Source organism: Serratia sp. CY71090 (genome assembly GCF_052166845.1).
Classification (GTDB): domain Bacteria; phylum Pseudomonadota; class Gammaproteobacteria; order Enterobacterales; family Enterobacteriaceae; genus Serratia; species Serratia nematodiphila.
The window spans coordinates 291239-304172 of sequence record NZ_JBJNOA010000001.1 but is presented as its reverse complement, the minus strand read 5'-3'; the positions used below and the strand labels follow the sequence as shown (position 1 = coordinate 304172).

The following is a 12934-nucleotide window of genomic DNA, read 5'->3' as shown; positions in this document are numbered from 1 at the left end:
AGCTTTCCCCCTTTCGCCATTGCAGATTTTTGAGCTTACGCACACTTTTGCCGGCGTATTGGCCAGCGCCGGGGCAAAATGACATACTGTGCTGAAACCTTGCTGACGGAGAAAAGCATGAACGTAGTGACGGGCGTCGGGGTGATCATCGTCAACCCTCAAGGCGAGATTTTGTTGGGCAAACGCTGCGGTTCCCACGCGCCCTTTTGGTCGATCCCCGGCGGGCATCTGGATGCCGGTGAAACCTTCGAGCAGTGCGCCCAGCGCGAAATCGCCGAAGAGACCGGGTTGCTCATCGACCCGCCGCGCTTCGTTGGCGTCAGCAACAATCTGCAAACCTGGCGCGCCGAAGGCAAACACACGGTGTCAATCTGCCTGCAGGTGGATCACCCCGGCGGCGACGCCGAGCTGAGAGAGCCCGAGAAATGCGCCGAGTGGCGCTGGTGCGCGCCTGAAGCCCTGCCGGAACCCCATTTCGAAGCCAGCCGCACCGCCATCCGCCTGTGGCTGAGCGGCCTGGCCTACCTGCCAGCGGTCTGATCCAATGCGAGCGTGTGCTGCGCTCGCTTCCCCTGCCGCAGTGCCCTATCGTTATATAAATTAGAATATAACGCTATTTTTTGCGATATACGCCATTTTTTTGACTACGGATAACCCTATGGGGTTAACCCTCTTCTATCATTACCCCTGCAATCGACGTGGCATTCTGACCTCCGGTCGGCGGCCTTTTGGCAAGATTTTATTTTAAATTCATAATTATAAGCGGGTTTACCATGAGCATAAAACTGACTGGCTTTGAAAAAAAGCGTCGGTGGGGATGGCTATGGCTTTTGCTGCTGGGGATTATCCTCGGCGCAGCGCTGTTGGCCGGGACCGCCACCGTCTTCCATAAAACCAGCGATACCGCCTTCTGCGTTTCCTGCCACACCATGCAACAGCCGCTGGCCGAATATCAGGGCAGCGTCCACTTCCAGAACACCAAGGGCATCCGCGCCGAGTGCGCCGACTGCCACGTGCCGCACCAGCCGATCGACTACCTGTGGACCAAGATCCGCGCGGTGAAAGACATTTACGGCGAAATGGTCGGCACCATCGATACGCCGGAGAAATACGAAGCGCACAAGCTGGCGATGGCGCAGTCAGTCTGGAAGACGCTGAAAGAGAACGACTCGGCCACCTGCCGCTCCTGCCACAGCTACGACGCCATGGACATCACCGCCCAGCGCCCTGAGGCGCGCCTGCAGCACCCGGTGGCGATCAAACAGGGCGAAACCTGCATCGATTGCCACAAGGGCGTGGCGCATATCCTGCCGGACATGAGCGGCGAAACCCAGGCCGGCGCCGCCGAGCTGGCGAAGGCCGCGGCGTTGACCGCACCGGACGCCACCACCCTCTACACCATCGCCACCGAGCCGTTCTTCCTCGGCGCCAACGACAGCCATAACGCCGGCAACCTGATGCCGTCCACCGAAGTGCAGGTGATCAAGCAGGATGGCGACAAGGTGCTGGCCACCGTCAGTGGCTGGCAGCAGGACGGGGTCAGCGAAGTGTTCTACGCCGCGCAGGGCAAACGCATCCTCAGCGTGCTGCTGGGTGAGGAAGCACGCCAACAGCTGAAGACCGCCGCCACCCAGACCGATGCGGAAACCGGCCTGGTCTGGCATCAGGTTTCTCTGCAGGTGTGGCTGCCGCGCAAGCAGTTGATTGACGATCAGCAAAAAATCTGGCGCTACGCCGCGGACATGATGTCGGCCAACTGTACCGGCTGCCACGGGCTGACCGCGCTCGATCGCTTCAACGCCAACCAATGGATCGGCGTCATCAAAGGCATGGCGCCACGCACCTCGCTGACGCAGGAACAGCTGCGCGTGCTGACGCAATACGTACAAAAACACGCCAGCGACATGCCACCTGCCGCACCGGCCAAGCTTTAAGGGAGAAGCGCAATGAGCAACCAACAACCGTTAACCATGAGCCGTCGCCGCTTCCTGACCGGCGCCGCCGCGCTGGCCGCCGCCCCGCTGCTGGCGGGCTTATGGCCCAAAGCGGCGCTGGCGCAGGCCATCAGCGAAGCGCTGCCGCAGTTCATCGTCTTGCGTCAGGCGCAGAAAGGCATTCTGACCGGCGCCCACTGGGGCGCGTTTGAGGCCATCGTGCAGGACGGCAAGATGGTCGGCGTACAGCCGGTGCAGGACGATCCGTATCCCAATGAGCTGATCACCATGGCGCCTTATCAGGTGCACGCCGAGAACCGCATCAAATATCCGATGGTGCGCAAAAGCTGGCTGGAAGGCGGCCCCGGCAGCCGCACCGAACTGCGCGGCCGCGACGAGTGGGTGCGCGTCAGCTGGGACAAAGCGACCGAGCTGGTGTGCAATGAGATCGTTCGCCTGCAGAAAGATCACGGGCCGCAGTCGATCTACGCCGGTTCCTATGGCTGGAAAAGCGTCGGTATGCTGCACAACAGCCGCACGCTGCTGCAGCGTCTGATGAACCTGACCGGCGGCTTCCTCGGCTACGCCGGCGACTACTCCACCGGCGCAGCGCAGGTGATCATGTCGCACGTGGTCGGCTCGATGGAGGTCTACGAACAGCAGACCGCCTGGCCGAACGTGATCGAGAACAGCGAGCTGGTGATCCTGTGGGGCTGTAACCCGATGGTCACGCTGAAAAACAGCTGGAACGTGCCGGATCACGTCGGCCAGACCGGCTTCGAGGCGCTGAAGAAGAAAGGCACCCGGGTGATCAGCATCGATCCGGTGCACAGCGACAGCGCCAAGTTCGTCAATGCGCAGTGGATCGCCCCGCGCCCTTATACCGACGGCGCCATGCTGATCGGCATCGCCCACACGTTGCTGACCGAGAAGCTGCATAACCCGGACTTCCTGAAAACCTACACCGTCGGCTTCGACAAGTTCCAGGCCTACCTGCTGGGCGAGAGTGACGGCGTGGCGAAAACCGCCGAATGGGCGGCCGACATCAGCGGCGTCGATGCCGACACGCTGCGCGGTCTGGCGCGTGAGATGGCGAAGCATCGCACCATGATCATGGGCGGCTGGGGCATTCAGCGCCAGCACCACGGCGAGCAGCAGCACTGGCTGCTGGTGACGGTGGCGGCGATGCTCGGCCAGATCGGCCTGCCGGGCGGCGGCTTCGGCTTCAGCTATCACTATTCCTCCGGCGGCAGCCCGACCGCCAAGGGCGGCATCATCGCCGGCATCTCCGCCGGCAACGCACCGAAGAACTCCCCGGCGCCGATCCCGGTGGCGCGCATCGCCGAATGCCTGAGCAACCCGGGCAAAACCATCGACTTCAACGGCGCCAAGGTCACTTACCCCGAGGTGAAAATGGTGTATGTGGCGGGCGGCAACACCTTCCACCAGCATCAGGACACCAATAACCTGGTCAAAGCCTGGCAGCGGCCGGACACCATCGTGGTCAACGAGCCTTACTGGACCGCCACCGCCAAGCATGCCGATATCGTGCTGCCGGCTACCACCAGCTACGAGCGCAACGATCTGGAAATGGGCGGCGACTATTCGCAGCTCTACGTGTTCCCGATGCATCAATGCGTGCCGCCGCAGCACGAGTCGCGCAGCGACTTCGACATCTTCTCGGCGATGGCGGCCAGGCTGGGCGTGCAGGAAGCCTTCACCGAGGGCAAGGATGAAACCCAGTGGCTGAAAGGCATGTACGACGACATGAAAAATCAGGCGCGCGCCGCGCGGGTGGCGCTGCCGCCGTTCGACATGTTCTGGCAATCCAACAACTACGTGCGCTTCCCGGTGCCGGAGGCCAATAAGCAGTGGGTGCGCTTCGCCGACTATCGCGACAACCCGCTGCTGAACCCGCTGGGCACGCCGTCGGGCAAGATCGAGATCTACTCCGACGCCATCGCCAAAATGCATTACGAGGATTGCCCCGGCATTCCGACCTGGATGCCGCCGCACGAGTGGTATCGCGGGCCGGAAGCGGCCAAGTATCCGCTGTCGCTCAATACCGCGCACCCGACCAACCGGCTGCACTCCCAGCTCGATAACACGCCGCTGCGCGAGAAATACGCGGTAGCGGATCGTGAAGCGATCCTGATCCACCCGCAGGACGCGCAGCCGCGCGGCATCAGCGGCGGCGATCTGGTGCGGGCGTTTAACGATCGCGGTCAGATCCTGGTGGGCGCGGTGGTCAGCGAAGACGTGCGGCCCGGCGTGGTGCGCATCAGCGAAGGCGCCTGGTTCGATCCGGCCGATCCGGCGCAGCCCGGCTCGCTGTGCAAGAACGGCAACGTCAACTGCCTGACCTTCGACATCGGCTCTTCCAGCCTGGCGCAGGGCAACTGCGGGCAGATGGCGCAGCTGCAGATCGAGAAGTATCAGGGGCCGGTATTGAAAAATACCGCGCACGCGGTGCCGCAAGGCGCCTGATCCCGCGCTAAACAGAGGGCGCAACGCGTAATGCCGGTCAGTTAAGCCTGACCGGCATTTTTTTATCCAGTCTCAGTACGCGCCGTGCAAAAGGAATAGCCTTAAATATCCGGTATTTCTCTGCGACCGCCATGAACGGCACCTGGAGAGACAGCCACTACGCCGTTCCCCCACACCGTTCGGGTCGGCTGCGATGGCGGCAGGCGCGACGCAGTGTCTGTGGCGGTTGAGGGCAGATTAGGGCGCGGTGTCCGCTTCCAGTCTGGCGAGGTAGATCAGCGCCTGATCGCGGTGATCGTGGCACATGTCGCGGCTCGGCTGCAGGCTGCCGCACACCTTCGGCCGCAGCGGCGAATGAAACAGGCCGCAGCGCAGCCGTTCATCCAGATGAATGCAGCGGGTATTGGCGGGCTTGCCGTTCGGCATGCCGGGGATCGGGCTGGATATTGACGGCGCGATACAGCAGGCGCCGCAGTCGCTGCGACAGTCCATCAGCGCTACTCCTGGTGGGCTGGGGGGAAAGAAGCGCGACAATAGCAGCCGCACGCGGCCACCGCCAGCAGAATCCCTGCGTCCTCGCGATCTTTACACTCATCGCTCTGCGCCGGCCGGCTGCACCCGATGGCGAATAAACGCCCAGCAAACCTTGATTTAAAGAAAAAAACGCGTGAAACGTGCAATTCCTTCGCTTTACATGCGCCATGCGCCCATGTACCATTGAGCTAGTACAAAAGAACCTCTTCCCTCAGGAGCACGCATGTCTACGGACACCATCCAGAAGCTGGCCCGCCCTTCCGTCCTCGGCGGCGCGATGATCATTGCCGGAACCGCCGTTGGCGCCGGCATGTTTTCCATTCCGATCGTCACTTCCGGTGTCTGGTTCAGCGGCTCCGTCGCGCTGCTGGTGTATACCTGGGCCTGTATGCTGCTGTCCGGCCTGATGATCCTCGAAGCCACGCTGCACTACCCGAGCGGCGCCAGCTTCAACACCATGGTCAAGGATCTGCTGGGCAAAGGCTGGAACGCCGTGAACGGCCTGTCGGTGGCGTTCGTGCTGTACATCCTGACCTACGCCTATATCTCCGCCGGCGGCTCGATCATCGCGCACACGCTGGAGGGCATCGTCGGCGTCGGCCAGACTACCGCCGGCCTGGTGTTCGCGCTGGTGGTGGCGTTTATCGTCTGGCTCTCCACCCGCGCGGTCGATCGCCTGAGCACCATTCTGATCGGCGGCATGGTGATCACCTTCGTGATGTCGGTGGGCGACATGTTCACCCACGTGCAGCCCGCGGTGCTGTTCAACACCGGCGATGATCGGGCCAGCTATCTGCCTTACGCCCTGGCGGCGCTGCCTTACCTGCTGACTTCGTTCGGCTACCACGGCAACATTCCCGGGCTGGTGAAGTACTACCACAAGGACAGTGGCTCCGTGGTGCGCAGCCTGGTGTACGGCACCCTGCTGGCACTGGCGATCTACATCCTGTGGCAGTATGTGATTCAGGGCAATATCGCGCGCGACGCCTTCAAGCAGGTGATCGCCGAGGGCGGCAATATCGGCAGCCTGCTCAAGCAAATGGGCAACGTCTCCAGCAGCCAGACCGTCAGCCAACTGCTGAACGCCTTCTCCTATATGGCGCTGGCCAGCTCGTTCCTCGGCGTGTCGCTGGGCCTGTTCGATTATCTGGCGGACTTCTGCAAGTTCAAGGACGACGCCGTCGGGCGCAGCAAAACCGCGCTGGTGACCTTCGTGCCGCCGACCCTGGCCGCGCTGCTGTTCCCGAACGGTTTCCTGTACGCCATCGGCTTCGCCGGGCTGGCGGCCACCGTCTGGGCGGTGATCGTGCCGGCGCTGATGGCGCGCGCCAGCCGCCGCCGTTATCCGCAGGCCGGTTACCGTGCACCGGGCGGCAACGGCGTGATCCTGTTCGTTATCCTGTTCGGGTTGATCAACGCCGCCGCACATATTCTGTCGCTGTTCGGCCTGCTGCCGGTCTTCCGGTAATCCTCGAAGGGAGAGCGCCTGCTCTCCCTTTCCTGCACTGTTTTTACGCCGGGCTATTGCCTGAAATCGGCGGCGCGAGTACCTTGTCGCAACTTCTCTAATACTCTTCATTGCGGATGAATTGAAATGGCAAGAGCTAACGAAATTAAGCGCGGCATGGCGATCAGCTACAACGGCAAGCTGCTGCTGGTAAAAGATATCGACGTGCAGAGCCCGAGCGCCCGCGGCGCCAGCACCCTGTACAAAATGCGCTTCTCCGACGTGCGCACCGGCCTGAAAGTGGAAGAACGCTTCAAGGGCGACGATATCCTGGACACCATTTCCCTGTCGCGCCGCAAGGTGAACTTCTCCTATATCGACGGCGAAGAATACGTGTTCATGGATGACGAAGACTACACCCCGTACATTTTCAAGAAAGACCAGATCGAAGACGAGCTGCTGTTCATTCCGGAAGGCGGCCTGCCGGGTATGCAGGTGCTGACGCTGGATGGCCAGGTGCTGGCGCTGGAACTGCCGCAGACCGTGGATATGGAAATCGTCGAGACCGCGCCGGGCATCAAAGGCGCTTCCGCCAGCGCCCGCAACAAACCGGCCACCATGGCGACCGGCCTGGTGATCCACGTGCCGGAATACCTCAGCGCCGGCGACAAAATTCGCATTCATATCGCCGAACGCCGCTACATGAGCCGCGCCGACTAGTCGCGCCTACGGGGCCGATACTCGGCCCCGTTTCATTTTCCGCTACGGCAACTCCGGGAAAAAACGCCGCTTGAGCGCCAGCTCGACGCCGCGCAGCTCCGCCAGCCCTTTCAACCGCCCGATGGCCGAATAGCCCGGATTGGTTTTCTTTTTCAAATCGTCCAGCATCTGATGCCCATGATCGGGGCGCATCGGGATCGGCCGCCGATCGCCCGCCCGCTGCCGACGCAGCTCTTCGGTCAGGATCGCTTCGATCACCGCCACCATGTCCACATCGCCCTGCAGATGCGCCCCCTCGTGGAAGCTTTTCGGGTTTTCCTCGCGGCAGGTGGCGCGCAGGTGGGTAAAGTGAATGCGATCGCCGAAGGTTTCAATCATCCGCACCAGATCGTTGTCGGCGCGCACGCCGTAGGAACCGGTGCACATGGTGAAGCCGTTATGAATGCTGTCGACGGTCTGCTTCAGCCACTGCATGTCTTCGATCGTGGAGACGATGCGCGGCAGGCCGAGGATCGGCCGCGGCGGATCGTCGGGGTGCACCGCCAGCCGGATGCCGGCCTCTTCCGCCACCGGCACGATGGCGCGCAGAAAGACCGCCATGTTTTCGCGCAGCCGCGCCTTGTCGATGCCGTCGTATTCCGCCAGGCGGCGGCGGAACTGCTCCAACGTATAGCCTTCTTCCGCACCCGGCAGCCCGGCGATGATGTTGCCGGTCAGCGTGGCTTTCTCCTCCTCGCTCATGGCGGCGAAATAGGCCGCCGCCTGACTGCGCTCTTGCGCCGTATAGTCCGCCTCGGCGCCGGCGCGCTGCAGGATATGCAGCTCGAACGCGGCGAAGGCTACCTGATCGAAACGCAGCGCTTTGGAACCGTCCGGCAGCGGATAGGCCAGATCGGTGCGCGTCCAGTCGAGGATCGGCATGAAGTTGTAGCAAACGGTGTCGATGCCGCAGGCCGCCAGATTGCGCAGTGACTGCTGGTAATTGGCGATGTACCGCCGCCAGTCGCCGCTGTGGGTTTTGATCTCCTCATGTACCGGCACGCTCTCCACCACCGACCACACCAGCCCCTTTTCCGCCAGCAGCGCCTGCCGCGCGCGGATCTCGTCGATCGGCCAGACTTCGCCGTTCGCAATATGGTGCAGCGCCGTGACCACCCCGGTTGCCCCGGCCTGACGCACGTCATCCAAAGAGACCGGATCGTTCGGGCCATACCAACGCCATGTTTGTTCCATGTTGTGTCCTTATGCCTGTCTCGCATCGCGATGTTGTTATACCAGTTTAATTTAGATGTCAGCTAGCTTTAACTTACTCTTTCGCCGCGCGCTGTCAAAATTGAACCGTTCATTGGTTGATCCGCTTCACGATTCTGGCTTATTTTGGCCTGACCAATTCCCTTAACCTGCCGACAACTTTAGACTGGTGGCAGTTTTTTATCGCCGGCGCCCCGCTGTCCATGCGTCGGCAAACTGGTCTGCTAACTTGACGCAAGTGGCCCGCCAGCTATCTATTCGCTTTGGAGATGAGATGAATACGATCGCCAACACCCCGCTGCCGGGCGCCGTCCGGCAACCGAATTATGATCGCCGGGCCCTGCGCAGCCGTATCGTGCACCTGGGTTTCGGCGCGTTCCACCGCGCGCATCAGGCGCTGCTGACCGATCGGGTGCTGAACGCCCACGGCGGCGACTGGGGCATTTGCGAGATCAGTCTTTCCGGCGGCGTGCCGCTGTTTGAGGCGCTGCGGCAACAGGATCATCTGTACAGCGTGCTGGAGAAAGGCGCGGACGGCCATCAGGCCATCGTGATCGGCGCGGTGCATGAGAGCCTGCACCGCAAACTGGAGGGCATCGCCGCGGTGCTGGAGAAGCTGGCCGAACCGCAGGTGGCGATCGTCTCGATGACCATCACCGAAAAAGGCTACTGCATCGAGCCCGGCAGCGGACGGCTGGACAGACAGCATTCGGGGATCGTCGCCGATCTGGCGTGGCCGCATCAGCCGCAGACCGCGCCCGGCATTTTGGTGGAAGCGCTGCGGCTGCGGCGCGAACGCGGCCTGTCCGCCTTCTCCCTGCTTTCCTGCGACAATATTCCGGAGAACGGCCACGTGTTGCGCCGGGCGGTGCTCGATCTGGCGCAGGCGCGGGATCCGTCGCTCGCCGACTGGATCGCCACCGCCGCCACCTTCCCCTGCACCATGGTGGATCGCATCGTGCCGGCCGCCACGCCGGCCACGCTGGATGAGATCGCCGCCGCGCTGGGCGGCGTGCGCGACGAATGCGCCATCGCCTGCGAGCCCTTCATTCAATGGGTGGTGGAAGACAACTTCACCGCCGGACGCCCGGCGTGGGAGTTGGCCGGCGCCCAGTTGGTCAGCGATGTGCTGCCGTTTGAACACATGAAGCTGCGCATGCTGAACGGCAGCCACTCGTTCCTGGCTTACTTAGGCTACCTGGGCGGCTACCGCTATATCAACGAGTGCATGGCGGACGAGCACTACCGCCGCGCCGCCCTGCGGTTGATGCTGGACGAACAGGCGCCAACGCTGAGCGTCACCGGCATCAGCCTGCCCGATTATGCCGCACAGCTTATCGCGCGCTTCAGCAATCCGGCGCTGCAACACCTCACCTGGCAGATCGCCATGGACGGCACGCAGAAGCTGCCGCAGCGGCTGCTGGATGCCGTGCGCTGGCATCTGCGGCACGGCGGCGACTATAGCGGGCTGGCGCTGGGCGTGGCGGGCTGGATGCGTTACGTCGGCGGCGTCGATGACGCCGGTGAGCCGATCGACATTCGCGATCCGCTGGCAGACGTGCTGCAGCAGACGATCGCCGCCACAACGGACGATCGACGGCGCGTAGCGGCGCTATTGGCGTTGAAATCGGTATTCGGCGAAACGCTGGCGGCGCATGCGGCGTTTAGCGAAACGGTGACGCAAGCCTATTTATCGCTGCGCGATCGCGGCGCGCGTGAAACGGTGAAGGAATGGGTGATGCGGTGAGGAGCCTGCAGGGCCGAGAATAACCATGCCGGCGTAACGTTACGCCGGCATGGCGGAACGACTTAACGATAAACGACCGTCATAACAGCGAGTTTCTTCTGTTGGTCTACCCACTTCATTTCGGTTGTGCCTAGATTTAGCGGAAGTTCTTTGCGTGTAGTATCAAAACCTGACAACGCTTGCTGGGCCTGATAACGCTGGCCGTTGCGGTAACATTGCGTATTCGCCTTAGAATCTGCAATATTGACCGTGCAAGGACTTTCAACGATAGAACCGACGAAGCGAATTACCCCGCCGGCCACTCCTGCCTGACTCACTGCCGTCCATGAAAACAACATTCCTACGATCAAAAATAACCGAAAGGTATTCATGGCAACCTCATTTTTAGTTAAGCCAATTTAACCATAGAGGATCTTGTTAGGAATAATCGCAAGGAAAGGGACGAGATTTGATCGTTAATCTCGTCATTAACAATGTAAAAACAAGCTACTAACAAAAGTTAACCGCATCTAATACAGGGTTTTATCTAAGAATTTTCTTGTTACAAACGGTAGATTTTGTCGGTTGAAAAGCGCATGGTGACGTGCAAAATTTGCGAGATAGAGCACAAATTAAATCGCGGCCGTTTCACCGACACGGCTGCGTAACTCATTTATTAAGCAGGTTAATTTTTGCGCCAGGAATTATTAATGACTAAAACCAATTTGATTACCGGTTTCCTCGGCAGCGGCAAAACCACCACTATCCGCCATTTGCTGGCTCATAAGCCCGAACATGAACGCTGGGCGGTATTGGTCAATGAATTCGGCGAGATCGGCATCGACGGCGCGCTGCTGGCGGACAGCGGCGCGGTGCTCAAAGAGATCCCCGGTGGCTGCATGTGCTGCGTCAACGGCCTGCCGATGCAGGTGGGCTTGAATATGCTGTTGCAGCAGGCCAAACCGGATCGGCTGCTGATCGAGCCGACCGGGCTCGGGCATCCGAAACAAATCCTGTCGCTGCTGACCCAGGAGAGCTATGCCGGCTGGATCGATCTGCAGGCCACCCTGTGCCTGCTGGATGCCCGCCAGCTCAGCCAGCCCCGCTACCGCGACAACGAAAACTTCCGCGATCAGCTGGCCGCGGCCGACATTATTTTGGCCAGCAAAAGCGATACCTACCGGCCGCAAGACTGGCTGGCGCTGGAGGCCTGGAAGGCGCAAGACCCGCTGCAGCGGCCCTGCTACGCCATCGCGCAAGGCGAAGCGGATGTCGCGCTGTTGTCACTTCCGCGCACGAATCGTACAGAATTGCCGGACGCGCAGCATCATCATGGTCAGGCGAAAAAGCAGGGGCTGGCGGCGCTGCGGCTGCCAGAGCACGCCCGCTGGCGGCGAGCGTTGAATGAAGGGCAAGGCTTCACCAGCTGCGGCTGGATTTTTGACGGCGATACCCGGTTCGACACCGTCGGCTTCATGGAATGGGTGCGACTCGCGCCGGTCGAACGCGCCAAAGGCGTGGTACGCATCCCCGAAGGCACATTGCTGATCAATCGTCAGGGGCAGGATCTCAACATCGAAACCCGCCCGGTCGCGCCGCTCGACAGCCGAATTGAGCTTATCCACAGCGAAAATGTCGATTGGAATGCCCTGCAATCCGCCTTGTTTAAGATTCGTTTAAGTTAAACCCCGTACCGTTGCCCCCCGGATGCCGCAGGGCTGCCGGGTTTTATTTCGTTTTCATTTTTCCAACAGGTTATGTCATGACACGCCGCAATTTACCCCTCATTCTCTTCTTCAACTTACTGGGCGTTGCGCTGTTTCTGTCCTGGTTCCTGCCGGCCAATCACGGCGGCTGGTTTACCCTGGATTCGGCGATTTTCTTCTTCTTTAACCGCCATCTGGCCACCGACCCGGCGTTTTTACACCTGGTCGCCATCACCAACAACCGCGCGTTCGATGTGATTTCGCTGCTCGCCATGGGGCTGCTGTATCTGTACTTTTATCTGAAGCAGGACGCCGCAGGCCGCCGCCGTCTGGTGATCACCGGCGTGGTGATGCTGCTGACCGCCGTGGTGCTGAACCAGCTTGGCCACCTGCTGCCGGTGAAACATCCAAGCCCCACCCTGACCTTTGACAATATCCATCGCGTCAGCGAGCTGACCGGCATCCCCACCAAGGACGCTTCCAGCGACAGCTTCCCCGGCGACCACGGCATGATGCTGATTATTTTTTCCTGCTTTATGCTGCGCTATTTCGGCCGCGGCGCCTTCGCCGTCGCCCTGCTGATTACGGTGGTCTTCTCATTGCCGCGCGTGATGATTGGCGCCCACTGGTTTACCGATATCGCCGTCGGCTCATTGTCCGTGGTGCTGGTTGGCGCCAGCTGGGTGCTGATGACGCCTTGCAGCGACTGGATCGTCGATCGGTTGAATCGCCTGTTGCCCGGTAAGCACCGCCCCGGCCAACCATAATTTGTGTCTATGACTCATGCCGGGAGGCTTACGCCTCCCGCCCTCTTCCCCTCGCCGCGCGCAAAAATTTCCCCACCGTTCGTTAACGCTTTTGCAACCTGATTTCACGCCAGATTCATACATCGGACAATTGGCGTTTTTTATATGAAGATTTACATTATGTTACATCACAAATTCATATAAAAAAGACGGGAAAAAGGCTCGCAATCCCCTATTGGTTCCGGTAATCTCAGATGCGTTTGTGCCTGGTTTAAGTCGAATCAGTATGAAATCCGATAAAAATGTGCGTTCTCGCACGTTTTCAACGGTAACTGGTTGTCGATGCAACAGGTGCGGACTAGGCTCGTTTCGTTTGGCATTTT

The 12934-nt window shown here is 60.7% G+C and carries 11 protein-coding genes; 8 read left to right on the top strand and 3 right to left on the bottom strand.

Translation table 11 applies throughout. The annotated features are described in order from the left end of the window. The first annotated feature begins 117 nt into the window (after positions 1–117). The 3 genes from ACJ8OK_RS01460 to torA all read left to right on the top strand — a co-directional run bounded on the left by ACJ8OK_RS01460 (position 118) and on the right by torA (position 4421). On the top strand, positions 118–540 hold the full coding sequence (locus ACJ8OK_RS01460; RefSeq protein WP_033632563.1) for a nucleotide triphosphate diphosphatase NUDT15: 423 nt from the start codon (positions 118–120) through the stop codon (positions 538–540). Positions 541–773: 233 nt separating this feature from the next. After that, on the top strand, positions 774–1934 hold the full coding sequence (locus ACJ8OK_RS01455) for a NapC/NirT family cytochrome c (RefSeq protein ID WP_442530343.1): 1161 nt from the start codon (positions 774–776) through the stop codon (positions 1932–1934). A gap of 12 nt (positions 1935–1946) precedes the next feature. Next, positions 1947–4421: a trimethylamine-N-oxide reductase TorA gene (gene torA, locus ACJ8OK_RS01450; RefSeq protein WP_049278957.1), complete on the top strand. Its 2475-nt coding sequence runs from the start codon at positions 1947–1949 to the stop codon at positions 4419–4421. Between the two features lie 237 nt (positions 4422–4658). Here the strand turns inward: torA and ACJ8OK_RS01445 are convergent, their stop codons facing one another. After that, entirely contained in the window at positions 4659–4913 is a 255-nt protein-coding gene (locus tag ACJ8OK_RS01445) for a YkgJ family cysteine cluster protein (RefSeq protein WP_015378527.1), read from the bottom strand. A 265-nt stretch (positions 4914–5178) separates the two neighbouring features. Between ACJ8OK_RS01445 and mtr the strand changes: the two genes are divergently transcribed. Both mtr and yeiP read left to right on the top strand, forming a co-directional pair. After that, positions 5179–6423 carry a tryptophan permease gene (gene mtr, locus ACJ8OK_RS01440; RefSeq protein WP_004935722.1) on the top strand — a complete coding sequence of 415 codons (1245 nt, stop codon included), beginning with the start codon at positions 5179–5181 and terminating at the stop codon, positions 6421–6423. Between the two features lie 126 nt (positions 6424–6549). After that, on the top strand, positions 6550–7122 hold the full coding sequence (yeiP, locus tag ACJ8OK_RS01435) for an elongation factor P-like protein YeiP (protein WP_004935725.1): 573 nt from the start codon (positions 6550–6552) through the stop codon (positions 7120–7122). A gap of 42 nt (positions 7123–7164) precedes the next feature. On the opposite strand, the gene uxuA is transcribed toward yeiP, so the two are convergent. After that, on the bottom strand, positions 7165–8355 hold the full coding sequence (gene uxuA / locus ACJ8OK_RS01430) for a mannonate dehydratase (RefSeq protein ID WP_033632560.1): 1191 nt from the start codon (positions 8353–8355) through the stop codon (positions 7165–7167). A 292-nt stretch (positions 8356–8647) separates the two neighbouring features. On the opposite strand from uxuA, the gene ACJ8OK_RS01425 reads away from it, so the two are divergent. Beyond that, the gene (locus ACJ8OK_RS01425) at positions 8648–10120 is read left to right on the top strand and encodes a mannitol dehydrogenase family protein (RefSeq protein WP_274850442.1); all 1473 of its coding nucleotides are present in this window, start codon (positions 8648–8650) and stop codon (positions 10118–10120) included. 62 nt (positions 10121–10182) lie between these two features. Here the strand turns inward: ACJ8OK_RS01425 and ACJ8OK_RS01420 are convergent, their stop codons facing one another. Next, positions 10183–10491 (bottom strand): type 1 fimbrial protein, encoded by a 309-nt coding sequence (locus ACJ8OK_RS01420; RefSeq protein ID WP_033632558.1) that lies wholly within the window; start codon positions 10489–10491, stop codon positions 10183–10185. A gap of 318 nt (positions 10492–10809) precedes the next feature. Between ACJ8OK_RS01420 and ACJ8OK_RS01415 the strand changes: the two genes are divergently transcribed. Further along, complete coding sequence (locus ACJ8OK_RS01415; protein ID WP_260952547.1) at positions 10810–11784, top strand: CobW family GTP-binding protein; 975 nt, start codon at positions 10810–10812, stop codon at positions 11782–11784. Positions 11785–11861: 77 nt separating this feature from the next. Then, the gene (locus ACJ8OK_RS01410) at positions 11862–12572 is read left to right on the top strand and encodes a phosphatase PAP2 family protein (protein ID WP_033632556.1); all 711 of its coding nucleotides are present in this window, start codon (positions 11862–11864) and stop codon (positions 12570–12572) included. Positions 12573–12934 lie beyond the last annotated feature (362 nt).